A 25,648-nucleotide genomic window follows, 5' to 3' on the forward strand; every position below is an offset into this window, starting at 1 on the left:
CCTACCAAAGAAACCCAAAAAAGTCTATCCGTCGAAAACTTAAGGCAGTATTCTGTGGGTCTTAGCAATGCTGTGGTCGAAAATAAGCTGATTTTCAACATTTAAAAACATCACCTTGGAAGAATCCCGTTCATCCAATCCAAATAAAACACAAAACCAATGGCATGTTATAATCGGAACAACTTCGCAAACAACTTTTATAATTGTCAAGAATGGGAAATTAGCGCATTGTTTTTTGTAAATTGGAATCCAACCAAACAAACAACCCATTCTTCGAATGAAAAAAAACCTCAGCCTAATTTTAGGATTGGCATTCCTTTTATTGCTGGTTGGATGTTCACCTAAAAAAGATCAACCTGAATTTTTGCTTAGAGCCAGTCACTTGGTAGGTGAAGACCATACTTGGTACAAAGCTTTCGAATATTTTGGGGAAATCCTGGAAGAACGTTCCAACGGGAGGATTGTGCTGCAAAACTACCATTCGGAACAGTTGGCAAAGGAAGTGGAGGCCATTCGCATGATTCAGGCCGAGGTAATTGACATGACCATTACCAGCGCCATGTTGAGCAGCTGGGTAGAGGTCATGGTTTTCTGCGAAATGCCTTTCATGCTCCAAGATCCCAATGATGTTGACAAATTGGTCAACGGCCCTCTAGGGAAACGTATTGAACAAGAAATGATTTCCAAGGCAGGGCTGAGACCTGTGGGGTATTTTCGTATGGGTACGAGACACCTAACTTCCAATCGACCCATAAAGCATCCGGATGACCTTAACGGTCTGATCATAAGGGTACCCAATGTTCCCGCTTTTGTAAAGGCATGGGAAGCTTTAGGGGCCAAAGCCACCCCTATGGCGTTTTCCGAAGTATTTACCTCGTTACAGCAGGGTACTATCGAAGCCCAGGAAAATCCTTTCGCCCAAATCAAGGTTTCGGGTTTTTATGAAGTACAGGATTATTTGAACCTCACGGGACATGTAGTCAGTTGGGTATATCCGCTGATTGGGGAAAAGCAGTTTCAAAAATTTCCAGATGACCTCAAAGAGATTTTTCTTGAAGCAGCTGCGGACATGCAGGCCTATGAAAAGAAGATCTTCATGGAATATGAGGAAAACGCCCGACAAGAACTTGAAGCGCTGGGAATGACCTTTGTGGAAGTGGACAACAAAGCCTTTATAGACAAATGCGGAGATGCCATTTACGATACCCTATCTCCTGAAATGCAGGAAATCTACACCCAACTAAGAAATGATTTAAAACAATGAAAACATTGCAACGACAGGTTGGAAAATTGTTGAAGTGGGGTACGCTCCTGAGCACGCTTGGCTTTGTGGCCTCTACACTTATACAAATCTATGCGCGTTTTTTTATGGCCAAAGCTCCTTCTTGGACGGAGGAAGCCGCTCGCCTCTTTTTCATTTTTGCCATTGGCTGCGCTTCAGGTTTGGCCATGAGAGGAAGTTATTATGTCCATTTCGATTTCCTATACGAAAAGCTCCCATCCAAACTGAAGTCGCTGATCATGAAGGCCATTTATATACTGATTGTGGTTCTCTTCGTGATTTTCACCTATCACAGCTTTCAGTTTGTAATGGACGGTTGGATTGAAAAATCGCCAAGTTTACGATTTCCAATGGCTGTGGCCTTTATTGGGGTTACGATTATGGGGTTGGCCATCTCCTATTATGCCATAACTAAATTGATTTCCCTTTTCAAAAAATAAAAAATGATCTGGATTCTCCTTGCTGTTTTTATCATCTGTCTTTTGTTGCGATTTCCCATTGCTTTTTGTCTAGGTCTTTCTTGTTTGGTTTTTCTATTGCTTAAAGGCATTCCCTTAATTGTAATGCCCATGAAAATGTATTCGGGCATCGACGTATTTGTGCTTTTGAGCATACCAGGGTTCATAATTGCGGGAAATTTGATGAACCATGGAGGATTGACGGAAAAGATCATAGGTTTCTGCAACCATCTGATTGGTCATGTTCGAGGTGGACTTGCTCTTGGTAATATCGGAGCTTCCATGCTTTTTGCCGGAATTTCAGGCACAGCAATTTCCGATACGGCCAGTATTGGTTCGGTAATGATACCTGCTATGAAAAAGGAAGGTTATGATGCGGCCTTTTCTGCCGCCGTCACTGCGTCCTCTTCTACTGTAGGTCCAATCATACCTCCCAGTGTTCCCATGATCATCGCCGCAACCTTAAGCGGACTTTCCGTTGGGAAATTGTTTTTGGCAGGTGCCTTGCCAGGTTTCCTATTGGGATTTAGCTTAATGGTGCTCACCTATTTCATCGCCAAAAAAAGAAATTATCCCAAATTGGAACGGAGTACGGCCAAGCAAATATTGAAAGGATTTGTTGAAACTTTTTGGTCGCTGTTAATGACCTTCATTATTCTTTTTGGAATTATTGGTGGGGTATTTACCCCTACAGAAGCTTCAATTATAGCGGTAATCTACGCTTTTTTGGTGGGCAGTTTAGTGTACAAAAAACTCACCTTCAAAACGACCATGGTCGTAATCTTGGATTCCATGAAAACTTCCGCTTCGTTGATGGTGCTCATCGGTTTTGCCAATCTTTTTGGTTGGATCCTTATTACGGAACAGCTCCCTCAATTGATCTCCTCGGAAATCATCAATTTTTCGGAGAACAAATATGTTGTTCTACTGCTGATCAATCTCTTGCTGATTTTTGTAGGCACCTTTATGGAAACTATTGCCGCCCTCTTAATCCTATTTCCCATTCTGCTGAAAGTTGCCACTGCAGTGGATGTGGATCCAATTCATTTTGCCGTGATAGCGTTGCTCAACCTCATGATCGGTCTAACCACTCCTCCTTTAGGGGTGTGTCTTTTTGTATCCTCCAGTATTGGAAAAGTCTCCATTGGAAAAGTGAGCAAAGCTGGCTTCCCCTTTTTATTGGTTAGTCTGTTGATCTTAACTTTGGTAACCCTTTTCCCAGATCTGTCCCTATATCTCCCTAGATTGTTTATGGATTAATTGCTGGACACATTTAGAATTACCCATTACTTCTCAGACAAAATATTGATTTGTTGCTTGGCGTCGAGAAGCATTTGCTCCAATTGATCCGGTTTCTCGGTTATATTGAATTGATTGACCAATGTATTCAAAGTCGCCAATTCTTGCTCCATATTTCTACTGCTGAAATCCTCTCTTAAAACCCGAACTTTCTCAGCATCTTGAATGCCTTCCCTTAAGGTCTCAAAACGAATGGAACTTCTATTGCCCGGATAAACCAAGTACGTATCACCTGCTGGCCAAGTCCTGAAGCGGGAATCCTGTAGTGGTTTTTCCACCCAACTGTTGTAAGACCAGTGCAAGAAACCATCAAATTCGGCAGCAATGCTATACCAACCTATAAACACCCCTTCTGATGGGTCGGAAAAGGTAAACACATTAGGGAATTTGTCTGCACAGCAAACATAGTGTGTGCTAATATATCCCCTTTGCTTACGGAGTGATAAATCTTCGGCATCCACGGTGGCACCAAAAGCCACGGAAAGATCCTTCATCTGGTCTGGATAGAGCTTATAGCTTTTGTGATTGTCCGCTAGCGAAAAACCAAGTTCCGGTGCATGTTCTTCCAATATTTTCAGCATGGCCTGCATTTCTTCGGGCCCACGTTCATCCATGGCCATTCGGGTAATACCGTACCATCCCTTTTCCATGAGATGCGATTTGAACTGTTCCAGGAATGGTGCCCAAAGTTCTTCATAGATTTTTGTTCCAGGAGCTGCCTTAACTTTGATTTCCTTGTTTTCCTTTTCATCAAAATAATAAATCTCATTGCCCCAAGGCACCATGGAATAGCAGTTGATCTGTTGTTTGATACCTAAATCCATCATAAACTGCACCCAGTTATCAAATACAGTATAGTCATAATGCCAAGTACCGTCCGCTTTTTTTCTCCAATCAATCATCGCTCCAAAAGGGTCAAATGTTTGTCCGCCCCAAGGTCTTTTGTTCAAAGAAACCGTAATTACTTTTTGCCCAGCATTTGCCAATCGTTCCATCCCTGGTTTCACCAATTCCCAGTGTTCATCGGACCATGCCTCAACGTCGAAGTATCTAGCTACCGCATAGGGGTTTTGCCATAAATCCAAATGAAACTTCCATTCTTCAGGTTCGGGTAAAACCCGATCTTGCACAGTCAACTCTAGCGTAAAGTCTTTATTTTTCTGTCCTTCAACCTCCAATGCCAATGTACTTTTATAAAGTCCAGGTTTCGCATCGGATGGTACGTCAATGGTCAACCATAAGGGTCGTGTTTCGCCAGCCTTTACTGCATAAGAAGCAACCGTATCCAAGGCATCAGCAGCCAAGGAAGCCGCATAATCCTCTGGTTTTCTATGGCCGCATCCATCTGCAAATTCATCCGTGATCACGTACTTCACAAAACGAGCTTTAGTGGATTCAACACCAAGTTTGTCCCCTGAGCCAGACTCAAATTCGGACACATTTGCCCTTACATTGGAAATAGAATCGTTGGACCAGAGCACCAACTGTGCAGATACCCGTTCTCCTCTCCATGCGGTCGCCTCCCAGGCATTCTTAGGTGCTACATTGGGCATCTTACTTTTCACGAAACGAATTCCAGTGGACGCAAAACTGGCATTTAATCCTTGTAGTGCCTTGGACCAATCCGAAGTGGTATCAGGTGATGGATCTGCAGGTTCCTCGTAAGTGGAAGCAACTTCTATTTTTGCTTGCTGTTGGCATGCGGTAAAACCAATTAGAAAAATTGAAAAAACAAAAAATAATAAAACCCTCATTATTAGTGATTTATGATTTGTGTTAACGTTACCACCAAAGATGGTAAATTACCACTACTTCTGCAATTTTCAGATAAAAAAAATGAGCGCTTTGCAGGATTTTCACACAGGTCCTGACCCCAGCTTATTTATTGGGTGAGGTGCCATTTTATTTTGTAACCTTTGCAACATGCAGCAAACGAAGGTTTATTCCATAAGAAAAATAAATAGTGGCGAACCGTCAACAGCTTTCCCTAACAACAACTTATGGAAGTCTGCAGACAAACTGCACACCTTTCATCAACCCTGGGGACAGGAAAAATATCCAGAAATCTTATTCAAGGCGCTTCATGACGATGAATATCTGTACTTAAAGTACGTAGTGCAGGATGCCAATGTTCTTTTATACGAAGGGGGTAACGGAAAAATGGACGTCACCCAGTCCGATCGTGTTGAAATTTTCCTTAGCGCAGACCCACAATTACAGACCTATTATTGTTTGGAAATTGATCCTTCGGCAAGAATTCTGGATTATTCAGCATCCTACCATAGGGTATTTGACTACCAATGGACTTGGCCTGACGGACATATTTTTGTTACCGCAGATATTGGTTCAACCGATTATCAAGTGGACATCAGAATCAGTAAACAATCCTTGAATCAACTAGGTTTGATCCATAACAATACGCTACGTGCGGGTATCTATCTAGGTCATTGTGTAGCCTTGCCAGATGAAGGGAAGCAGAATGCAAGATTAAATTGGCTCACTTGGATCGATCCTTTGGTGGAGAATCCAGATTTTCATGTGCCCTCCTCCTTTGGCATCTTGGAATTAACATGAAGAGCTCCCTATCTTACAGATAACTTTTTACGTTTTCCGAATTTATAATATCAATGGGTAAAAGCTCAACCTTGGCCAACTCCTTATTGAATAAAAGTTTCTCCACAAGGCTACGAAGACCCAAATAAGCCTGTTGCCTAGGAGCTTGATGTATTAAAAATTGAACCTGATCATTGTGCAAACAAGTCACATTTTCGGGCAGAAGATCATACCCAATTACCGGTTTTTTTATTCCCAATTTATGTATTGCATTGGCCACCTCATAGGTTCTGGACGTGGTTACAAAATAGGCCTCAATATTGGGATGTTTCTTGACAATTGTTTCAAAGTCGTTTCTAATTTCCTTGGAACTTAGAATGAGCGTCAAAATCTTAAATTCCGTATGCTGCTCTTCAAAAAAGGATCTAAAGCCATTTTCCTTTTCCTGCATATGGGTAGCATTGTTGTACGCTTCTTCCACATGAATAATAGCTATCTCACCAGGATTGTCAATAAGATTGGACACCAGTTTGGCACCAACCCGTCCACTTAAAAATAAGTCCTGACCCACATGATGATGTACATGATCCCACACGGGACTATTGAAGGTGGTAGATAGAATATTTCTATCGTTTAGCTCCTTTTGCAGCTGGGTACTTTCCTTACCAAATAGGGGAACAAATAGCAATGCATCAGGATCTTCTCCTAGGATTTTATTTCCTTCCCCTAAAAAAGATTTTGGATTGGAAGGATCAAAAGTGTGCAGGGAAAAATTTAGGTCGAAAGCCGCAAATTCATCCATTAGTTCAGAAACCCCTTTCATACAGGGTTCCCAATAAGGATCCTTTTTGGCATCAGGGATAAGGATATGGATGGTATACACCACATTGTTCCTTAAAGACCGAGCAATGGGGTTAGGGGTGTATTCCAATTCCTTAAGCGCTTCGTTAACCTTGTCCAAGGCTTTTTTTGAAACCCTTCCCCTATTGTGCAACACACGATCCACCGTGCCGATAGAGACCCCAGCCAGCTTGGCAATATCCTTGATTGTGGTGTTTTTTTTCATCCTTGTCACAAATATATCCAAAAAAGAAACCGATGTATTGTGTACCTTAACACTAAAATGATGTTAACGTACACATTTTTTTCTATCTTGCCCCAAAATTGATCGAGAAAGTCCCATTTTTTACCAAAAAGTAGCACTATGAAGAATCAGAATTTGAACCGCAATAAATGAAGGAAAAAATCATTGCTATAGCACCGGGAAGAACATGTTTGTTTGGGGATCACCAAGATTATTTGGGACTCCCTGTAATAGCCTGTGCTTTTGACCGGCATATAAGATTGGAAGCCTGTAAGAACAGTACGGATAAATTGGTCATCAACATGCCTGATATTGGAAAACAACGTATCCTTGAATTCGATGTTCAGGATAAGGAGGTTTCCAAAGGAGACCATTTATTGGCCACCTTAAAAATCCTAAAAAAATATGGCTGTGTTCCCAACTCCGGCTATGATCTAGCCATCTCTGGAAACGTAGCTATCAATGCGGGCACTTCCAGTTCCAGCGCCCTTATCCTTACATGGGCCTTGTTTCTGGTAAATGCCTTTGGCTGCAACGTACCTATAACCAAAGAATTTATATCTCAGGTTGCTTATGAGGCAGAGGTGACATTTCACGGCGCACCGGGAGGCAAAATGGATCAGTTCAGTATTGGCTTGGGAGGTATTATTTATTTGGAAACCGGTGATCGGTTGGAATATGAAGTGTTTCACAAACCACTATCAGGCTTAATTGTGGCCGAGTCCGGAATTCCCAAGGATACTACAGGTGTCCTAGGGGAACTAAAGGAAAAAGCTTTGCTCGCCATCAACAAGGTAAAGGAAAAATTACCATCGTTCGACGTTAGCAAAATTTCCAAGGATGATCTTCCCAAATACAGAAACTATGTCCCGGATGACCTAAAAATATACTTGGACGCAGCCATATTGAACCATGACGTAACGCAGCAGGCCTTGATAGAATTCCAACTTCAAGAGTTGGATCCGGTTAAAATTGGGAAGCTTATGAGCCAGCATCATAATATCCTAAGGGATTATTTAAATATCACTGTTCCCCGCATTGATACCATGATTGAGGGAGCGTTGGGTGCGGGCGCACTGGGAGCCAAGATCGTGGGTTCGGGCAGAGGAGGCAGTATTGTGGTCTTGGCCAGGGACGGAGAACAAGACAAGGTCATTAAAGCACTGATGGAATCAGGGGCAAAGGACGCATATGCTGTAAAGGTAGATGAAGGAGCAAGAATTTTAGAACCTCAAACCAAAACATTGTAATTAATGAAAGAACACTCAAATCTTATTGTCTTGGCGGGGGGCGCATCTTCCAGAATGAAGAAACAGGTCTCTTCGGATAAAGGGCTTAGCGCCGAAGACATTAAACAAGCCAACGAACGTAGTAAGGGCCTTATTTCCGTGGGCAATGAAGGTAGACCCATGATGGATTATGTCCTATACAACGCCAAACGGGCTGGATTCACCCATATTTATATTGTAATTGGGGAGCAAGGTGACCTGTTCAGGGAATTTTATGGCAACAAGGATAGGGGCAATGAATTCCGTGGGCTCAAGATTTCTTTTGCCATCCAATACATCCCGGAAGGAAGGGTAAAACCTTTTGGTACGGCAGATGCTGTTTTTCAGGCTTTGGAGCAATTTCCAGAGTTGAACAACACTTCCTATACGGTTTGCAACAGCGATAACCTTTATTCGGTAGAAGCATTGACCGCGCTTAGAAAGACCAATAGTCCCAATGCTTTTATAGGCTATGATAGGGATGCCATGTTATTTCCCATGGAACGTATTTCGCGCTTTGCCCTGGCCAAACTGGATAATGACGGGCATCTGTTGGACATTATTGAGAAACCCTCGGAAAGCGAGGTAGAGCGATATCGGGATGCTTCGGGTAAACTTCGTGTCAGTATGAATGCCTTTACGTTTGAAGGGGCAATGATATATCCGTATATCAAGAATTGCCCTGTGCATCCAGAAAGAAACGAAAAGGAACTTCCCACGGCCTTATTGAATATGCTGAAGGATCACCCTGGTTCTGCCATCGGGATTCCATTTTCAGAACATGTCCCTGACCTTACTGCCAAGGAAGATATTCTTGAAGTCAAGGAGTTTTTAAGAAAGAACTATCCAGAATTGGATTGGGAGTCGGCCTAAAAATACGAATGCAAAATTTCCAAAAGGAATTGAACAAAATGTAAATAACATGCACGGTTTAACCAACAAAAAAACAGTACACAACAAGCAGATTACTGCTCCCATGGCCAATTTAAAAGATTTGGCCAGAATTTCTGGATTTTCCATTTCTACCGTGTCCAAGGCTCTGAACAACAGTGATGAAATTAGTTCACTTACCAAAAAGAAATTACGGCAACTTGCAACGGATCACAACTATATTCCAAACAAAACCGCCTGTGCTTTAAGAAAGCAAAAAACGGATGTACTCATGGTTTGCCTACCAAAGCAACAGTTATGCAGGTATTCAGCCGTTATTGAAGGAATTATTGATAAGTCCCAAAACCTTGGGTATCAAACTTTGATCCATCAATTTGATTCCAAAACATTGCACAAAGCACTTAAGCAATTAGAACCCCAGAGAACCGCGGACGGATTGATATTTCTGTTGGAACAAACAGATACCGCCACTGAAAACTTGCTTGAACAGCATACGAAAGAAGGATTGGCTTGGATAAAGCACACCAAACCCCTACCGCCCAATTCTGACATAAAAAAGCAGCGTGGTATCGGCAGGAAACTTGGCAAGGCATTGATAGAGCGAATTGACTGGAAAAACAATGCTCCAGAACAATTCTCCAAAGTTTAAGAAATAGGTTTTACCGCTAATTTAGGGCGAGGTATTTACTGCTGTTTCACCACATAGCTCAATATTTCCAAGAATCTGCTGTCCCATTTTAGTTTACCATTTAACTCATTAATACGCTGCTCATCCTGACCATATATTGCCGATAACATGGCGGCAGTTTGACTGTCTTCAGATTCCTTTTTGATTTGGGACAATATGGCGTCCCTATCGTTTTCCTCACCCAACTTTTCCAAGGACATTAGCTTGAACAAACTATTTCTAACCAAATTCGGGTTGGAATCGCTGTGATAATCGGCAACCTGTTTAAAATAGCTACTTGCCTTATCCGCATTTTGAAGCTTTTCGTGACAAAGACCCAAAAGATAATCGGCCATACGGGTATCTGGATTAAAAGGAGTACCCACTCCCAAGTTTTCAGGCCATTCTTTTGAGGCTTCCAATAAAGGAATGGCCTTGCTGAACTGTTCTTTGTCCATAAACTGTTTGGCCCTATAGACGTGCGCCTGATCATAGATTTTTTTGCTTTCGGATGCATGTTCAAAAGGCAAAATATTCAAGCTTCCAAGTGCTGCTATTGCTTTGGAATAATTTCCAGTGGACACCAACGCTTTGGCATAGCTCAATCCTATGTTGTAATTGTTTGGAAATTTTTTGAAACCCTTTTTGGCGAGCGCCGTAGCCTCATCGTTTTTATCATGGTCCAAATAAAATAGAATGAAATCATCCCAACGTTTCCAATTGTCTTTATTCAAAGTAAGGGACCTTTCAAAATCCTTGTGCAAATCCCCGTAAGGAGCATCGCCCATAATCTTGGCCCTAAAGCTGTAGAAGGTGTCGTTGTCTGGCAGATTCCCGCATAGCTTCAATAAATCAATAGCCTTATCTTCTAGTCCAACTGCCAAATAGTTTTGGGCCAAGTAGTATTTAAACTTCCAATGATCATGGGTAGAAACGGCCCATTCCAACACTGGTATGGTCTCGCGTCTATATGGAAAAACAAAATCAGGAGAATGGCTTGTCAATCCGGAAAGCAGTTGTTTACTTTTTTCCGAATTTTTGGAAGCATAGGCCAAATAAAGTCTTGATTTTATGTCCGCACCGTTCAAATCCAATAAATGTTCTGCTGTCTGCTTCTGACCCAAATTCAGGTATTCCAGTGCCAGATCCAGCAGGGTTTCTTGGGGAAACTCATTCTGTATACCTTCTGTTATGGAAGCCGAAGCATCCTTTTGGAAAAGAATTTCTTCAAAAGCTGCAAAATGGTTTATCGGACTGATCTTAAATACTTTATTGAGCTGTTTTTGGAACGCTTGGGCCTTGTTGTTCTTTCGATACACCACCAATAAAACCTGTCTGGCATTTAGGTTATAGGCATTGAATGCCAAAGCCTTTTTTGCATAACTCTCGGCTTTACCCAAATCGTTCCTGTACAGGTGTATTTCTGCCATTTGGGCAAAGGAAACCGAGCGAAATTGAATGGATCTCGCCGCCCAACCAAAAGATTCCAAAGCGTTAAGCGCGTCCTTTTGAGCCCAATAGGAAATTCCCGCCAGATAATTGGCCTCAGGGTTGTAGGTATCCAATTGTAAAGCGGTATTGGCAAATTCCAGGGCTTTATCATATCTCGTTTTTCTATATGCTGATTCAGCGGCCAGTATCAGGGCATTGGGATGCGTTTTATCCAAAGTAAACAATTCGGCCAATTTTTCATCCGCCAATTCATATTCCCTATACTTCATGGCTTCCGAAGCTTCATGATACAACTGCTCTACCTTGGAAGGTTTGATTTCAGGCTTGTAAACAAAATCCCTTTTGAGCAAGGTTTTGCTAACCGATGTATACTCCAATTTATCGGCACCAACGTAAATATCCAACGTGTCTGTGTCTTTACAAGGAAAAGTTTTGGTGAAAATCTGCATGGGTTGCATCTCTAGGGACTCGCTAAAAACCTCTTTCTTGTTCACAAAAATTTGAATGGGTTCCTTAAATGCCTGTAGCGCATTAATTCCTAACGTAGCCGTCTCTTCATTCCGTTCCACGTTTAACACTCCATATTCAGAAGCGGCTTCCATTCCGCCTATCTCTTTGATAGGAAACCAGAGTTCCTGCCAAGTATCCATGACATAGGGATCGAAGTTGGCTTGGGAAACTGGGTTTTTGGCTCCTGGGAAATATTGATTGAACAATCTGCCTGCCTGAAATTCAATATACTGACCATCGGTATCCGTCAGAAGGTCTTCCCAAATACCGCCCGATCTTGACAGGGCCCACAACCATAATTTTTGTCCAGGCATTTCCTCATAGGGTGATAAATGTCCAAAGCCAACATTTCGGTCATGATAATAGCCTCCAAAGTAATTTTTGTAATCGCCAACTATGTGATAGGATTTTGAGGGGCCAAAATCGTTGTTTTTGTACATGGCCAGATTTCTGTCCTGCTCATCAATGGGCCATTTTTTCCAGGTGCCATTGTGCTCCAGATATCCATTGCCCGGAATAAAAAATTCCAAATCGTTGGTTGCAGGTGCGGCACCTGTCATCCAGTTGTAATAAGATTGATTTAGGGAAGTTCCATTGTACCAAGAGGCATTGGTCTCAAAATAAGCCTTGTCCTTTTCCAGTTTAATTTCCACCTGCCAATACGTTCCGGATGGCAAATCCATATTACCTACAAAACAACTTACACTGCCGTCTTCGTTGGTCGCAGTTTTATAATCCACGGCAGTTGCTGTACCAGGATGATGTCCTATAATCCCAAAATTGAACTCAATACCTCCGGAAGTCCATGGCCCTCTCATGGCAATGTTCCGAAACTTGACCACCTCATTCCGATACAAAAACTCATTGCCCGTGCTCTTTTCAATGGCTCCCCAGACCTTTCCCCCAATTTCCGGTAGCACATAGACCTCAATGTATTCGTTTTCCAATTTCACCACTTTCCATCCTTTTTTTCGGGATGTATGGTCGTATTCCTCAAATTTGAAGTAAGGGAATATTTTAGGGTTTTCCGTTAAAATGGGAACTGGGTTGGGTGCTCCAAATCCGTATGTTTCCAATTGTCTTACCTCTTCACTGATTTTGGCGTTTTGTGCCATTGTACTCAGAGAGACAATCCATAAAAGTGCAGTTAGTTTTTTCAAAATTCCAGTTTTAGTGCTAGTCATCAGCGGTTGCTCTGTAAACCAGCACAGGTTGATTGTTTCTTGCAAATAGTAGTAGAGGAGCTTCCGAATTGCCATTGATCATTACCAAATCACGGACTTCGCCAGCTACATTGAGGCCACTTTCCACATCCGTGACAGCTTGAAAGCCTCCTTGGCCATTGCCCAACAACAAAAGCCCATTGTTGGCATCATAACGGCCATATTTAACCCTGGTCCCGTAGAAATTCCCTGCCAAAACCAAGTCTAGGTTTCCGTCTTTGTTTACATCCTTTGCCAGAATTGCATAGATGGGTGAAAATTGAGTTTGAATAGGGAGTGGTGTCAGCTTGAACCTGCCCTCCCCAAGATTTTCCATATAACTGGTAGAAAAATTGTTGGCTTCCAAAAGGTAGGCGTCTTCTAACTCCTCGGGTGAAAAAATATCGGTTATTTTTTGAGTGGCGTAGTCGGAATAGTTGACGTATTTGGCTTTAAGCCCATTCAGTTGTTCCACCAAATCGTCTTTGGAGAACACAGGATAGCTCTCACCCATAAGGTAGGAACACAAAATGGGGTCGATAGCTCCATTATCATCAAAATCCTTGGCGTACAATTGTACAGGTTCATCTGGTGAAGCCTTTAATTGCGAATTCCATCCGAAGTTGCCAATTATGTAATCTTGATCACCATCATTATCGAAATCCCCTTCAACAATCCTGTTCCACCAGCCTTTGGAATTTTGGGTGTCAACAGCATCGTTTGCTTCTATTAATTTTCCATTCTCATTGCTAAAAAAGCGGATGGACATAAACTCACCCACTAAAATCAAATCTTTAAGTCCGTCTCCGTTGAAATCAGTCCATAAGGCATCTGTTACCATACCGATATGGGACAAATCCTTGTTTAGTTCGTTTGTGCTATCCTTGAAATTACCATTCCCATCGTTCTCCAAAACATAACTTCTGGCTGCCATGGGATATTGGCCTGGCACCGATCTACCACCAACAAACAGATCTTGATCGCCGTCCTGATCGTAATCATATGCTCTCACGCAGGATCCATTGGTCAGCATTTTAGGTAAGGCGGATGTCTTTTTGGTAAAGCTTCCGTTGCTGTTTATATACAATCTGTCCTGAAGTTCAGGAGCTTCCTCTTCAAACTCATGACTTCCACTAACTACATAGAGATCCATGTCTTGATCGTTGTCTGCATCAAAAAATAATGCTGCAGTATCTTCAGATTGTTCATCATCTTTGAATGTAGGTGCGTTAAGTTCAGTAAAATTCCCTGTTCTACGCTGAACCAACACTTTTCCAACACTACCTTTCGCCCCACCTATAAAAATATCCTCAAGTCCATCATTGTTGATGTCCGATTTGGCAATTTTGGGCCCTTGGGTGGAAAGTTGGTGAGGAATAAGCGATTCCCTCTTGAAGTCCACAAACTTGTTTTCGATATGGTTAAAAACCAATAAACTGTCAGAAGTTATATCTGAAAAATACTGGGTTTGTGAGGTTTCCTCCATTGCTTCTGCTAAAGTCGCATCCGTCTGCGCCAACTGCAGCGTTTGATTGGCTTCAATGTTACTTTTTGTGGTAACCGTTCCATCAGGCCATATGACCTTTAGGTCATCAACCTTCTGTAAGCTTCCCAAACCAAATATTAGGGAAGGATCAACGGAAGATTGAAACCCCCTGGCAGGATACAACTCCTGGTGCAATAGCAAAGTATCTGATTTAATAATTACTTTAGCTCCTACCCCCAAGGTATTCCCTTCCTTACCTTGCAGCTGTATTTTTAAGTAGTTGTTGTTCTCTAGAATCTCACTGTTATTGCGATAAATAAAAGCTTCATCATCTGTATTGTTGACCACCAAATCATAATCTCCATCATTGTCCAGATCCACGTAGGCCGCACCGTTGGAAAGAGATTTCCCGTCCAAGCCCCAATCTGCCGTCACTTTTCCAAAAGTTAAATCCCCTTTGTTTCGGTAGGCGTAATTTTCTTCGATGGTGGAAGGAATATTTTCCAATAAATCCTTGATCGCGGTTTCCACTCCGGAATCCATTTCTTCCAAGCGCTTTTGAACCGCAAAATTCATGAAATCCATATTGGTGTAGTCCCGTTTAACCCCGTTGGTCACGAATAAGTCCTTGTAACCGTCATTATCAAAATCGGCAAAGAGTGGTGCCCAACTCCAATCGGTAGCATGTATTCCTGCCAACTGCCCAATTTCCGCAAAGGAATTCCCTTGGTTCAAATGCAGCATGTTTCTCATATACTGATGATGAAAATCAGAATCCACAAGAAATTGGTGCTTGTCATAGTTGTCAGGGCCAGAGACCATTTTTTGTCTAAAATTCCCTTCTGGGAGCATATCCAAGGTTACAATATCCGGTTTCCCATCGTTATTGATGTCCGAAATATCGGATCCCATGGAAAAATGCGAGGTGTGCCCTATAAAATCCTTTAGGCTTTCAGTGAAAGTTCCATCACCATTGTTCAAATACAGAAAATCATGCTCGTGAAAATCATTGGAAATATAAATATCCGGCCATGTGTCATCATTGATGTCACTGACGGAAACACTTAATCCAAATCCCAACACACTGGACATGATTCCAGCCTCTTGGCTGACATCCACAAATTTTCCATTGTCATTTCGGTACAAACGATCCGCGTAATCCGGATATGACTTTTCCCTTAGTTTATTGGAAGCATTTTTTAGGCTCGAGTACGGCTGTACGGAATGGTTGAGCACAAAGACATCCATGTCACCGTCTTTGTCATAGTCGAAAAAATTGCCCTGGGTCGAATACCCAAAGTCGTCCAGGCCATATTCCGCTCCTTTTTCAGTAAAGGTTAAATCCCCATTGTTTATAAAGAGCAGGTTTCTCCTTTTTTCCTTATTCTTGGCTGCTGAACGGCAGACATAAATATCCAAAAGACCATCCCCATTCACATCAGCCATTGAAGTACCCGTGTTCCAAAGCCCTTCAGCAAATACACCCGCTTTTTGGGCAATTTCCTCAAATTTAAAATCCCCTTTGTTCAGATATAGACGGCTTCCGACCATACTTCCTGTAAAGTATAGGTCTTGTAACCCATCATTGTTGATATCACCAACGGCCACTCCTCCCCCATTGTAAATATTACCGTAGGTAAGAATGTTGAACTCATCCGTTTCGGTGACCAGGTTTTTAAATTTAATGCCTGTATGGCTCGAGGGCATTTTGGAAAACAACTTGCTGGAATCTATTTTTTTGCATGAAGCAACAATACAGAACACCAGCAGCAAAGCTTTGTAATGGGAACTCATAGATTTTGGATTGGTTTACGCCTTTTAAGATAGTACAATAAAAAACCTGTGGGGTCGCCACAGGTTTTTTTTCTCCCCTTTTTAGAAATTAGGTCCTCCGGTATCCCACCAGAGTCGCGTTCCTATTTCATCGGGGCCACCTAACTTAGCGGTTGCATCGGCGACACCATCTGGATTGTTGGTTCGCTCGCTGTTTATAAATGTCATTCTTCTTAAGAAGTCATCGTCTGCGATAACCCCCCAATCCGAGTTACTATCATTCTGATAGTTGAACGGAAGTTTAGGATAATCGGTTCTACGATGATCTACCCAAGGTTCCATGGAATCTGTATAAGCAGCAATCCACTTTTGTGTAATGATTTTCTCCAATTTGGTTTCATTATCAGCAGCTTCATCCCAGGCAATAGTGTTAGTGATTCTGTTTGTGAATGCATTAACACCTGCATCTGCCTTTGGATCTGTATAATCCCATGGGATGCTGGTATTGTCTGCCAGATAATCATCAACACCGCCGACTCCCCAGAGCTCAAAGGAAGTACGAACACCCATTTCATAGTTTGCTCCAGCATCTCCTGCTCCAGCCCAACCGCGCAATGCGGCTTCTGCCATTAGGAAATATACTTCATCGGCGCTGATCATTTTACGATCCGTTACTACTGCAGGATCGTTAAATGAAAGGTCGATAGTGGAATAACTCAAACGATCATCCTTGGCACCCAAGGTGGCACCGTTACGGATTCCCTTATATGGGAAATCTGGGTGATCGGCAACAACAGCGGGATCAGTTGCCTCATCAAAAAAGGCACTAACCCTTGGGTCTCCATATCCACCCAAAATGGATTCCATACTTGCGCTCATACGGGTATCGTTCCACTCAAAGCAGATTACAGCTGGGTGGTACTTTCTTCCATAGTTGGAGATATTGAAATTCTCTGCATTGGTCAGAATTAGCCCTGCGGAATCTGCCAAAGCTTTTTCACCCTCAGCTTGCGCCTTAGCTGGATCTACTTTGGATATCCTGATAGCCAAACGAAGCCTCAAGGTGTTTGCCATCTTTGCCCAAGCGGCAATGTCCCCACCGTAACTGGCATCAAAAGCGCTGAACCCTCCAAAATCGGTATTAGCTTTCAAGACACCAATTATACGGTCCAAGTCAGAGAAGAAAGCATTGTAGAGCACTTGCTCGCTATCATACTCCCCTGTTTTTCCCAGACCAAATTCCGTGTAAACAATAGGTCCTTGGTACACTGTTAAACGGTGCATGGAAAGAACCTTGATCAAATTGGCCAATTCGATAAACACTTCATTACCCTCTTCTTGCGAAGCAATGTCAATTACCTGGTTGGCAGGGGCCATAACGTTGTTGTACTGTACGCTCCAGTACCTGTTCCAACGCAAGTAATAGGTCGTATTGTTCACCCCACCCACAAACGGTGTTGGAGTGGCCAAATGCCGGGCATAGGAATCATTGGTCAAATTATGGTCAATCTGAATTCCATAAAGGTTTGACAACAAGCCCGGGAAGAAGGCACCAATATTATTGAAATCCTGTTTCAATGATTCATCAGAAATCTCGTATGGATTGGTATTGGTCTCTTCAAAGTCGCTGGTACAGGCACCTAGTGCCAACACCATTGATAATACATATATATACTTCTTCATATCCATTTTTTAAAAAGTTACTTTAAGGTTCAGTCCATAATTCCTTGTAGAAGGTAGATTGAAGTTATCCAATCCAACAGAGTTTCTATTGGTACTCATGGCCAATTCCGGATCAAATGGTGCATCTTTTTTAAAGAAGAATAGGTTGTTGCCGATGAAGGCAATGGAAGCTGATTGTATGAAAGGCATGTTCAATTTGGCCAAGTTGATATCATAGGCCAAAGACAATTGCGCCAATCTAATATTGGTTCTGTCATACACATAAGCTTCTCCTACACCATTACGGTCTCCGATGAAACGGAACCATTGTTCTGGATCTACACTGGTTACTGCAGCACCCGAAGATTCTACAACACCATTAACCGCAACACTTCCCGCATCTCTGGCAGCAGCCGTACGCTCTGATACTCCTGCTCCATCCAACATGGATTCGGTTTGGCTAAATACCTCCCCGCCAAATACTGCGTTGATCAAGGCACTTGCGCTCCATCTTCCAAAGGATACTGTATTGTTCCAACCTAAGGTAAAGTCAGGATCCAGATTACCAATCAATTCATAATCTTGGGTTCTAAGAGGATTACCATTATCATCGAATAGGATTCTTCCTTGGTCATCCCTACGGAATTTCAACACATACAAATCGTTGAATCGTCCGCCTTCAACCAATCTAGATCTATAGCCTTCAGATGATCCCAAATCAATGATTCTTTCGTCATCTGGGCCTATATCCACAATCTCACTTCTGTTCCTTGTAATGTTGAAAGCTGTATTCCACTCAAAGTTGTCATTTCGAATTGGAGTACCATTCAACGAAACCTCGATTCCTTTGTTTACAATTTCACCAGCATTAATGAATTTCTGGGTGTATCTACCTTCAGACTCTGGATCTGATGCATCCAAAGGAACTGTAATAAACTGGTCTTCAGATTTAATATGGTAATAGGTGAAATCAATTCCCAATCTATTACCGAAGAAACGCCAATCTGCACCAATCTCGGTACTTGTAATGATTTCCGGTTCAGCATCTGTAAACGGCTTGGTCGTATTACGCGTTAAACTACCAACTGGATCGGAAATACTGTTTTGAGGATTGATCCTGTTAAAAGGCACCTCATTGGCCACCTGGGTTTGTGAAACCCTGAATTTTGCAAAACTGATGGCCTCTGGCATTTCAAACATTTCACTAACGATAGCAGTTAAACCTACGGACGGATAGAAGTAGGAATCATTTCCTGTAAGTGCCAAGGTCGAAGCCCAGTCATTTCTTCCACCCAAATCCAAGAATAGCATTTCTTTATATCCCAATGTGGCATTGGCAAACAGACCTTGCTTCTTGATGACTCCATTGGTTACGGAACGAACTGGCGTCTGAGTCAAGGCCAAATTCTGGAAATTAAATTCATTTGGATAAATGAGTCCGTTACCACTACTTGGAGTAACCCTTACACCATCTCCATAATCAGTTTCTGTATAACTACCTCCCACAAGTGCTGTTAGACTAAAGTCATCAGATAAATCAGAATCATAAGTCAATATGGCATCGGTATAGATCAAACGATCTTCATACTTGTGATAATCCCAAGTACCATTGATGTTCACATTGGTTGGGTTGGAAGTAGCAGCATGCTTTTGCTCCCTTGTAACATTGGCGTAATCGTAATTACCCCTAACCTGAAGGTTAAGTGCATCCGCCAACTGATAGTTCAAGGTTAAATTGGCAATCACCCTTCTGTTGTTCTGATCTCTTGGTTGGTTGTTTATTATCCAATAGGGATTGGACTGATGGTGATCATTTACAAACCAGTTTTGGGCCATTAGATTTCTACTTTCATCAAAAATCTGGTAGTTGACCCTAGTATCTTCAAAATCACGATTCCTTGGGAAGAAATAAAGACCCGTTAATGGGTTAAGGTAATATCCTGCAGGCAATCTGTTTTCTGAATTTTCTATGGACAGGATGATATTTGAACTTACGGTCAATTTATCATTCAATAGCTTGGTAGACTGCTTAAACGACACATTATTTCTAGAATAGGTGTTATCAGGAGTTATCCCAGTTGCCGTAGTATTGGAATAAGAGAAATAAGCTGTTGTTCTGTCATTCCCTCCACTTACGGAAAGAGAGTTGATCCAGTTGGCTCCCGTGGAGAAGAAGTCATCCACATAGCCACTGGCATAATTTCCAGGAGTGGTATCCCAGCTTTCTTTGGCCTCTCCTATTGCTCCATACCTAAATTGAAGGTCTGGTAACTCAATAACGCTTTCAAACGTCACCCCAGAGTTTAGCGACACTGTTGTTTTACCAGCTTGTCCTTCTTTGGTGGTGATCAATACCACCCCATTGGCACCAGCACTACCATAAAGTAGGGCGGCGTTTGCTCCTCTAAGGATACTGATACTGGCAATATCATCTGGGTTTAAGGCTGAAATACCGTCTCCGGAATCAGTTCCACCCCACATACCGGGCTGACCGCCACGGTTGTTCGCCAAAGGAATACCATCAATTACGAATAATGGGGTACTGTCCCCGGTCAAAGATTTGTTACCTCTAAGTACAATTTTGGTGGATCCACCTGCACCTGAGCTACTTTTCTTGATTTCCACACCAGCGGTTTTACCGTTGATACTATTAAGGAAGTTAACATCTCTTGTTTTTGTAATCTCATCGGCATCCACGGTTTGTTGGGCATAGGTCAGGGTTTTTTCTTCCCTTTTGATACCCAAAGCGGTTACCACCACTTCTCCCAATTGCTCTGCGTCTTCGCTCATAGACACATTAACAGTTGATTGTCCGCCAACGGGGACTTCTTGGGCCGTGAAACCTAAGGAAGTAAACACTAGTACTGCACCACTTGAAACCGAAATGGTATAGTTTCCATCAAAATCGGTAGATGTACCGTTTGACGTTCCCTTTTCCACAACGTTTACCCCAGGTAAAGGTGCTCCCGTGTCATCTGTAACGTTTCCTGTCACGGTTTGTTGAACGACTTTTTCAATAATTTCGGGAGCAGCTTCTTCGAGTCTTGGCGTCACAGCAATAGTGCTGTTCATCCTTCTAAAATTCAAGGAAGCTTCTTTACTTATCTGCTCCAACAAGTCGTACACGGAATGGGTACCCAGGGCAATTTGGAACTTTGTCCTCCTGTTCACATCATTCTCGTCGTAATTGAATTTGAACGCAGATTGGTTCTCGATTTCTTCAAAGACATCCAATACCTTCACCTGTCGGTCTGAGTTCCACTCAAGGTAGGTGTCCTTCATACTTTGCGTATACCCCTCATTAGCCATTGCAAAATAGCAGAACACCATTTGCAAAATAAATATCCTAGAGAGCATAGCGACTGTTTTAGATAGTTTAAATTTCATACTTTTACATCGGTTTAGTTGATATACTTTAATTGAACTTTTGATGATAAGTTTGCCTCCATCGAAAGTGCCATTTTCTTTGGAGCAAACTTATTTTTTACGGGTAGCTTTTCATTTTCATACGTTTAAGTTTTAGTGGTTATTATTTCAAATTGTTTAAGTTCCATTTTTCGCTACTTAAAATAGATCGTTACCTCTCTTTCGTCTTCCTCATCTATCCTAAATGAGAATTTTTCCACGAAGGCTATCCTTGCCAAAACACTTTCCAGGCTTTCGCTTGGAAATTCACCTGTATAGGTAACACGCCTCTTCAGATTTCGAACAGTAATGTTCACGTCGTACCAGTTTTCGAGGGTCTCCTCAATTTCATCAAAACCAGCGGCCTTAAAGACCAAAGTTCGTTTGGTCCACTTATAAAAGTCCATATCGGCATAGGCTGAAAAGTTGAGTTCCCCATCTTCTGAGGTAAAAGTGGCCTTTCCGCCCGGGCTGTCAATGATTCCAACTTTCTTGTCCTCGAGCACAGGAGCAACGGAAATTTTACCTTCCACCAATCCAACTTCCACTTTCTTTCCCTTGTGTGCCTTCACATTAAAAGCAGTACCCAAAGCCCTGGTTACCAATCCATTGGATTTAACCAAAAAAGGTTTGGTTGGGTCCTTTTCTACCTCAAAGTAGGCCTCACCCTCCAAATAAACTTGTCTTTCATTGACAAATCTGGAGGCATATTTGATCCTACTATTATTATTAAGGTATACGGTTGTGCCATCGGGAAGGGTAATTCTTGATTTTTTTCCCCTCAGGTTTTCTTTTTCCAAATAGGTGATGGACTGGGTGGTTGGTACCAACTCTGTTGTTGCGGACATCCGCATTCCTATAACCAAGCCAAAGAACAGTAATCCACATGCCACCAAGGGAAGAACAAAGGACATTAAACTACTCCCGTTACTTTTTGGAATAAGATTTCTTTTGCCCAAAATGGACGTAAGAAGTTCCTCCCTTGCCTTACCATCCAACTCATTGTCCAGATGAAAGCTAAGGGAAAGAAGAATCTCCTTGGCCGCTAATACCGTATCTCTTTTGGAAGGGTTTGCAGCCAACCAGTTTTTCCAGAAAAAATGTGAAGATCTATTGGGTTTAGTTACCCAATCCCGAAATTCAGAATCGGCTAAAAAATCCTCAAGTTCATACTCGTGATAATCCATTTGGTGTTCTCCTGTATTATAAAGACTTAAGAAAAGGTTAAATGACATCAAAAAAAATTGCCTTTTTTACAAAATTTTAAGACTTATGTTGTCATTTTATAGGTTTCCTTAATGTTAACTATTGATTATTAAGCAACTACAGTTTTTAATTGGAAATAAAAAAAGTTGCTTGAATTTTGAATTAAATGGCGCTAAACAACGCTTTTACCCTATTTTTTTGGGTTCTCCCAAAATTTCAACCTGTTTTTTCAACTCGGTCAAGGATCTATAAATTAAGTTTCGGGCCGCCCTTACACTGGAAAAACCCATTACATCCTTTATTTGGTCATAAGTAAGCCCATTATAATAAAGGTAATAAATAGCCTCCCTTTGCCTTCGGGTAAGTTTGTTGAGGGAATCCTGGATCAATTTTATTTGATCTGACTTAAAGCGTCTATTGATCAGGACACTCTCATGGGAAGGGGTTAAATGGAACGCATAGGGTGTCGCTGAAAAATTCAAGGTCATATTCTTTTTCCGCTTTTTCTGTTCGGATAGAATGTTATTCCTGTAACATTTAATAAGAAAGGCCTTTGCAGAAACTACTTTATGAAGTTTGCCCCTTTTTTCCCGAATCTTGATAAAGGTTTCCTGTAATACATCCTTCAATAACTCCGTATCTCCAGAAAATTGCCGGCCAAGATTGTACAACATGTGGAAATAGTGATTGTAGATCTTTACAAATGCAGCTTCGCTACCATCACAAAACAATTTCCATTCCTTGGAAGCATCAAAGTTACAGGTATCCGATTTTGGTTTCGAATTGCCTGTTATCCGATGAATTTTTGCAGCTGCACTTAAGTTAGGTGAAGCCATGTTAAGTTAGTTAGTTAGTTGTGGTTGTTCAAGTTTGTTCTCTAAAGTCTTCCTCTGTTTTGTAGGATGCTTTATTGACGACCTGACTTGTGCACATATAAGGTACTCAAAAAAAGGTCATCAAAGTTCAATTTTGCTATTAGTTTTATTATTTGTGTTTTCAATTGGGGCTTTCGCACCCAATTTTGCTTTCATTTTTTCCAATTCATTCAGTAGCTCTCCAAGCTTTTCAGGATTTACCTCTGCCAAGTCGTTCTGCTCTCCAATATCCTCTTTCAAATTATACAGTTCCATTCTATTTTCCTCATAGAATTGAATCACTTTCCAATCTCCTTTCCTAAGGGCGCATCCAGGAGTCCAAGCACTCCCGTGATAGTGCGGGAAATCCCAAAAAAGGACATCATGAACTTCTTCTGCTCCATTCTCCCATAACCCAGTTAAGTCTATCCCGTCCTGGTGCTGCACCGGTCTTGCCTCTAATTTCAACGTACTCAGGACCGTGGGGTACAGATCCATGCTATTCACCGGGGTTTCAATAACCAAGCCCTTATCGGTGTCGGGTTTTTTGATAATCAACGGAATCCGGATGCCACCTTCATAGGCCCAACCTTTACCAGCGCGCAAGGGTAGAACATCGGTGGGTGCTACCCAATTAGCATTTGCCACTGTAGACAGACCTCCATTGTCCGAGGTGAAAACCAGTAGCGTGTTGTCCATCAAGTCAAGCTCTTCAAGTCGGTTCAAAATCCTTCCAACATTTTCGTCCATGGCATATACCATGGAAGCATATTCCGCATTGGTTTGGCCTTGGGTAGTAAAGCCTTGACCTTCATTTGCAATATGGGGAATGGAATCGGCAAGGGACCGTCGTTTTATCCTGAACTTTTCCAAATGTCTTTTACTAGCTTGAATTGGCGTGTGTACGGTATATAAGGATAGGTATAGCAGAAACGGATTCTCCTGATTGGCTTCCATGAATTCCAAGGATTCGTCTACCAATCTATCCGTTAAGTATTCGCCTTCCGGGCCATCGGAAAGTTTGGGATTTTTATAGGGTGAGTAATACCCCCCTGGAGGTTGCCCCATATGGTGCCCGCCTTTGTTAATGTCAAATCCCTGGTCTTCGGGAAAAAAACCTTCATCCCCTAAATGCCATTTTCCAGCAAAAAAGGTCTGATACCCTTCTTGCTTCAAGGCCTCTGCCCAGGTTGTTTCTTCCAAGGGCAATTGATGCATGTCATTGGGGCCCAAAAGTGTCCTGTTTTTGGGATCAAACCCAGGAATCCAATCCGTGATTCCAACTCGAGTGGGATGCTTACCTGTCAAAATCGCGGCCCGGGTTGGGGAGCAGACAGGACTTGCAGCATAGGCGTTGGTAAATACGGCACTTGATTGGGCTAGTTTGTCAATGTTGGGAGTCTCGTAAAATGTACTGCCATAACAGCCCAGATCTCTCCACCCTAGGTCGTCCACCAAAATAAACACAACGTTGGTCTTTTTAGCCACTGTATTTTGGTTCGGTTTACACCCAACCAACAATGCCATAAGACATATTGTTATTTTGATGGATTTTACTATCATTTTCTTGTTTTGTTCTCTCTTGCGTTTATTTCTACCTATTCCAACCTTAATACTTGGTCAAATCAATCCAAAAGCTCCAAGGTCACCAAATATGCACAGTGATCCGAAGCATAGGTATCCACAATAATTTCCTTGTCCACTACCCTCCATTTATTTTTAGGGTAAAACATGATATAATCAATCTTTGATTTGGGATCATGCGAAGGAGAAGTAGGCTCTGGGTTTTCCCTGTCATAGGTAGGTTCCCAAAACTCTTCCAAAATTGTTATGGTTTTGCTTCCTGGTCTTGCATTTAGATCACCGGCCAAAATGGTCGGGTATTTATTTTTGGTAAAAACTTCATTCAATGCCTTGGCCTGAAGCTCCCTTCCGGCCGGTCCTTCATGTGCAAAATGGGTGCCCACAAAGGCTATGGTATCCCTCGATGGCAGCTCAACAACCACTTCCAGAGCTGTGCGAGGTTCCTGTCCTTCAATGTTCGGAAGCGGAACGCTTCGGGTTGTCAAGAATGAATATCTTGACAATACTCCCTCCCCATATTCTCCTCCGTCATAGTACATGGCGCGGGCAAAGATGGGTATGAGCTTGGTTCGCCAGCCCAATTCGGTAGCCAAATCCACCTTTCTAGATCGATTAACATTATAATCCACCTCCTGCAAGGCAACCAAATCTGGGTTCACGTCCCGAATTACCTTGGCCACAACTTCAAAATTCAAATCCCCTTTTGTGGTTCTGCCGCCAAAGACATTGAAGGAAAGCACTTTGACAGTTTTTGAAGCTTTGGTTTTGGTTTGTGCTGAAATCGGTAAAGCCACCGAAATTGACACAATAACCAAAAGGATTCTAAAACCCATTTTTCCTATTTCCATTTAAAATTTAATTAATTGATAAAAGAAGACGGAAATAATTAGACCGAAGGCACTAATGGAGACATCAATAACAACTGTGGAGCTATTGTTGTTCCCAATTTCCATGAATTATCTTCTGGAATACGTTTCTTTTTTTGGTTGATTTAGTGCAAGAATTCTTGCTC

Annotated in this window: 17 protein-coding genes; 7 read left to right on the forward strand and 10 right to left on the reverse strand. The window is 42.1% G+C overall.

Annotated features, from left to right (window positions below; all coding sequences use genetic code 11):
• Positions 1-277 precede the first annotated feature (277 nt).
• The 3 genes from ACOOE0_RS17400 to ACOOE0_RS17410 are packed head-to-tail and all read left to right on the forward strand — an operon-like array spanning position 278 to position 3,000.
• Positions 278-1,264: a TRAP transporter substrate-binding protein gene (locus ACOOE0_RS17400; RefSeq protein WP_420400178.1), complete on the forward strand. Its 987-nt coding sequence runs from the start codon at positions 278-280 to the stop codon at positions 1,262-1,264.
• Positions 1,261-1,722, forward strand: a complete 462-nt coding sequence (locus tag ACOOE0_RS17405) for a TRAP transporter small permease (protein ID WP_420400179.1) — start codon at positions 1,261-1,263, stop codon at positions 1,720-1,722. The genes ACOOE0_RS17400 and ACOOE0_RS17405 overlap by 4 nt, the downstream gene beginning before the upstream one ends.
• 3 nt (positions 1,723-1,725) lie before the next feature.
• On the forward strand, positions 1,726-3,000 hold the full coding sequence (locus ACOOE0_RS17410) for a TRAP transporter large permease (RefSeq protein ID WP_420400180.1): 1,275 nt from the start codon (positions 1,726-1,728) through the stop codon (positions 2,998-3,000).
• Positions 3,001-3,026: 26 nt separating this feature from the next.
• On the opposite strand, the gene ACOOE0_RS17415 is transcribed toward ACOOE0_RS17410, so the two are convergent.
• Positions 3,027-4,793 (reverse strand): glycoside hydrolase domain-containing protein, encoded by a 1,767-nt coding sequence (locus ACOOE0_RS17415; RefSeq protein WP_420400181.1) that lies wholly within the window; start codon positions 4,791-4,793, stop codon positions 3,027-3,029.
• A 169-nt stretch (positions 4,794-4,962) separates the two neighbouring features.
• Between ACOOE0_RS17415 and ACOOE0_RS17420 the strand changes: the two genes are divergently transcribed.
• A complete protein-coding gene (locus ACOOE0_RS17420) occupies positions 4,963-5,613 on the forward strand; it encodes a carbohydrate-binding family 9-like protein (RefSeq protein WP_420400182.1) in 651 nt (216 codons plus the stop codon).
• A 13-nt stretch (positions 5,614-5,626) separates the two neighbouring features.
• On the opposite strand, the gene ACOOE0_RS17425 is transcribed toward ACOOE0_RS17420, so the two are convergent.
• Positions 5,627-6,658, reverse strand: coding sequence for a substrate-binding domain-containing protein (locus tag ACOOE0_RS17425; RefSeq protein WP_420400183.1), 1,032 nt, complete (start codon positions 6,656-6,658; stop codon positions 5,627-5,629).
• A 167-nt stretch (positions 6,659-6,825) separates the two neighbouring features.
• On the opposite strand from ACOOE0_RS17425, the gene ACOOE0_RS17430 reads away from it, so the two are divergent.
• Genes ACOOE0_RS17430 through ACOOE0_RS17440 form a run of 3 tightly spaced genes read left to right on the forward strand, consistent with a single transcriptional unit; the run spans position 6,826 to position 9,484 of the window.
• A complete protein-coding gene (locus ACOOE0_RS17430; RefSeq protein WP_420400184.1) occupies positions 6,826-7,926 on the forward strand; it encodes a galactokinase family protein in 1,101 nt (366 codons plus the stop codon).
• Positions 7,927-7,929: 3 nt separating this feature from the next.
• Positions 7,930-8,817 carry a sugar phosphate nucleotidyltransferase gene (locus ACOOE0_RS17435; RefSeq protein ID WP_420400185.1) on the forward strand — a complete coding sequence of 296 codons (888 nt, stop codon included), beginning with the start codon at positions 7,930-7,932 and terminating at the stop codon, positions 8,815-8,817.
• 49 nt (positions 8,818-8,866) lie between these two features.
• Entirely contained in the window at positions 8,867-9,484 is a 618-nt protein-coding gene (locus ACOOE0_RS17440; RefSeq protein ID WP_420400186.1) for a LacI family DNA-binding transcriptional regulator, read from the forward strand.
• A gap of 35 nt (positions 9,485-9,519) precedes the next feature.
• On the opposite strand, the gene ACOOE0_RS17445 is transcribed toward ACOOE0_RS17440, so the two are convergent.
• The 8 genes from ACOOE0_RS17445 to ACOOE0_RS17480 all read right to left on the reverse strand — a co-directional run bounded on the left by ACOOE0_RS17445 (position 9,520) and on the right by ACOOE0_RS17480 (position 25,484).
• Positions 9,520-12,624, reverse strand: coding sequence for a DUF5107 domain-containing protein (locus ACOOE0_RS17445; protein ID WP_420400187.1), 3,105 nt, complete (start codon positions 12,622-12,624; stop codon positions 9,520-9,522).
• Between the two features lie 16 nt (positions 12,625-12,640).
• Positions 12,641-15,946 (reverse strand): VCBS repeat-containing protein, encoded by a 3,306-nt coding sequence (locus tag ACOOE0_RS17450; protein ID WP_420400188.1) that lies wholly within the window; start codon positions 15,944-15,946, stop codon positions 12,641-12,643.
• A gap of 81 nt (positions 15,947-16,027) precedes the next feature.
• A complete protein-coding gene (locus ACOOE0_RS17455) occupies positions 16,028-17,608 on the reverse strand; it encodes a SusD/RagB family nutrient-binding outer membrane lipoprotein (protein WP_420400189.1) in 1,581 nt (526 codons plus the stop codon).
• 9 nt (positions 17,609-17,617) lie between these two features.
• Positions 17,618-20,974 carry a SusC/RagA family TonB-linked outer membrane protein gene (locus ACOOE0_RS17460; protein WP_420400190.1) on the reverse strand — a complete coding sequence of 1,119 codons (3,357 nt, stop codon included), beginning with the start codon at positions 20,972-20,974 and terminating at the stop codon, positions 17,618-17,620.
• Between the two features lie 173 nt (positions 20,975-21,147).
• Positions 21,148-22,227, reverse strand: a complete 1,080-nt coding sequence (locus tag ACOOE0_RS17465; protein WP_420400191.1) for a FecR family protein — start codon at positions 22,225-22,227, stop codon at positions 21,148-21,150.
• A gap of 156 nt (positions 22,228-22,383) precedes the next feature.
• Complete coding sequence (locus ACOOE0_RS17470; protein WP_420400192.1) at positions 22,384-23,034, reverse strand: RNA polymerase sigma factor; 651 nt, start codon at positions 23,032-23,034, stop codon at positions 22,384-22,386.
• Positions 23,035-23,154: 120 nt separating this feature from the next.
• Positions 23,155-24,579: a sulfatase gene (locus ACOOE0_RS17475; protein WP_420400193.1), complete on the reverse strand. Its 1,425-nt coding sequence runs from the start codon at positions 24,577-24,579 to the stop codon at positions 23,155-23,157.
• Positions 24,580-24,677: 98 nt separating this feature from the next.
• Positions 24,678-25,484, reverse strand: a complete 807-nt coding sequence (locus tag ACOOE0_RS17480; RefSeq protein WP_420400194.1) for an endonuclease/exonuclease/phosphatase family protein — start codon at positions 25,482-25,484, stop codon at positions 24,678-24,680.
• Between the last annotated feature and the right edge of the window lie 164 nt (positions 25,485-25,648).

Source organism: Flagellimonas sp. (assembly GCF_965215805.1).
GTDB lineage: Bacteria > Bacteroidota > Bacteroidia > Flavobacteriales > Flavobacteriaceae > Flagellimonas.

What these genes read in the sequence shown, in the direction of transcription:
- ACOOE0_RS17480 (WP_420400194.1), bottom strand. Translation starts at nt 25,484, where the DNA reads ATGGAAATAGGAAAAATGGGTTTTAGAATCCTTTTGGTTATTGTGTCA.
- ACOOE0_RS17425 (WP_420400183.1), bottom strand. Translation starts at nt 6,658, where the DNA reads ATGAAAAAAAACACCACAATCAAGGATATTGCCAAGCTGGCTGGGGTC.
- ACOOE0_RS17460 (WP_420400190.1), bottom strand. Translation starts at nt 20,974, where the DNA reads ATGAAATTTAAACTATCTAAAACAGTCGCTATGCTCTCTAGGATATTT.
- ACOOE0_RS17410 (WP_420400180.1), top strand. Translation starts at nt 1,726, where the DNA reads ATGATCTGGATTCTCCTTGCTGTTTTTATCATCTGTCTTTTGTTGCGA.
- ACOOE0_RS17470 (WP_420400192.1), bottom strand. Translation starts at nt 23,034, where the DNA reads ATGGCTTCACCTAACTTAAGTGCAGCTGCAAAAATTCATCGGATAACA.
- ACOOE0_RS17465 (WP_420400191.1), bottom strand. Translation starts at nt 22,227, where the DNA reads ATGTCATTTAACCTTTTCTTAAGTCTTTATAATACAGGAGAACACCAA.
- ACOOE0_RS17435 (WP_420400185.1), top strand. Translation starts at nt 7,930, where the DNA reads ATGAAAGAACACTCAAATCTTATTGTCTTGGCGGGGGGCGCATCTTCC.
- ACOOE0_RS17430 (WP_420400184.1), top strand. Translation starts at nt 6,826, where the DNA reads ATGAAGGAAAAAATCATTGCTATAGCACCGGGAAGAACATGTTTGTTT.
- ACOOE0_RS17420 (WP_420400182.1), top strand. Translation starts at nt 4,963, where the DNA reads ATGCAGCAAACGAAGGTTTATTCCATAAGAAAAATAAATAGTGGCGAA.
- ACOOE0_RS17440 (WP_420400186.1), top strand. Translation starts at nt 8,867, where the DNA reads ATGCACGGTTTAACCAACAAAAAAACAGTACACAACAAGCAGATTACT.
- ACOOE0_RS17415 (WP_420400181.1), bottom strand. Translation starts at nt 4,793, where the DNA reads ATGAGGGTTTTATTATTTTTTGTTTTTTCAATTTTTCTAATTGGTTTT.
- ACOOE0_RS17455 (WP_420400189.1), bottom strand. Translation starts at nt 17,608, where the DNA reads ATGAAGAAGTATATATATGTATTATCAATGGTGTTGGCACTAGGTGCC.
- ACOOE0_RS17475 (WP_420400193.1), bottom strand. Translation starts at nt 24,579, where the DNA reads ATGGCATTGTTGGTTGGGTGTAAACCGAACCAAAATACAGTGGCTAAA.
- ACOOE0_RS17450 (WP_420400188.1), bottom strand. Translation starts at nt 15,946, where the DNA reads ATGAGTTCCCATTACAAAGCTTTGCTGCTGGTGTTCTGTATTGTTGCT.
- ACOOE0_RS17405 (WP_420400179.1), top strand. Translation starts at nt 1,261, where the DNA reads ATGAAAACATTGCAACGACAGGTTGGAAAATTGTTGAAGTGGGGTACG.
- ACOOE0_RS17400 (WP_420400178.1), top strand. Translation starts at nt 278, where the DNA reads ATGAAAAAAAACCTCAGCCTAATTTTAGGATTGGCATTCCTTTTATTG.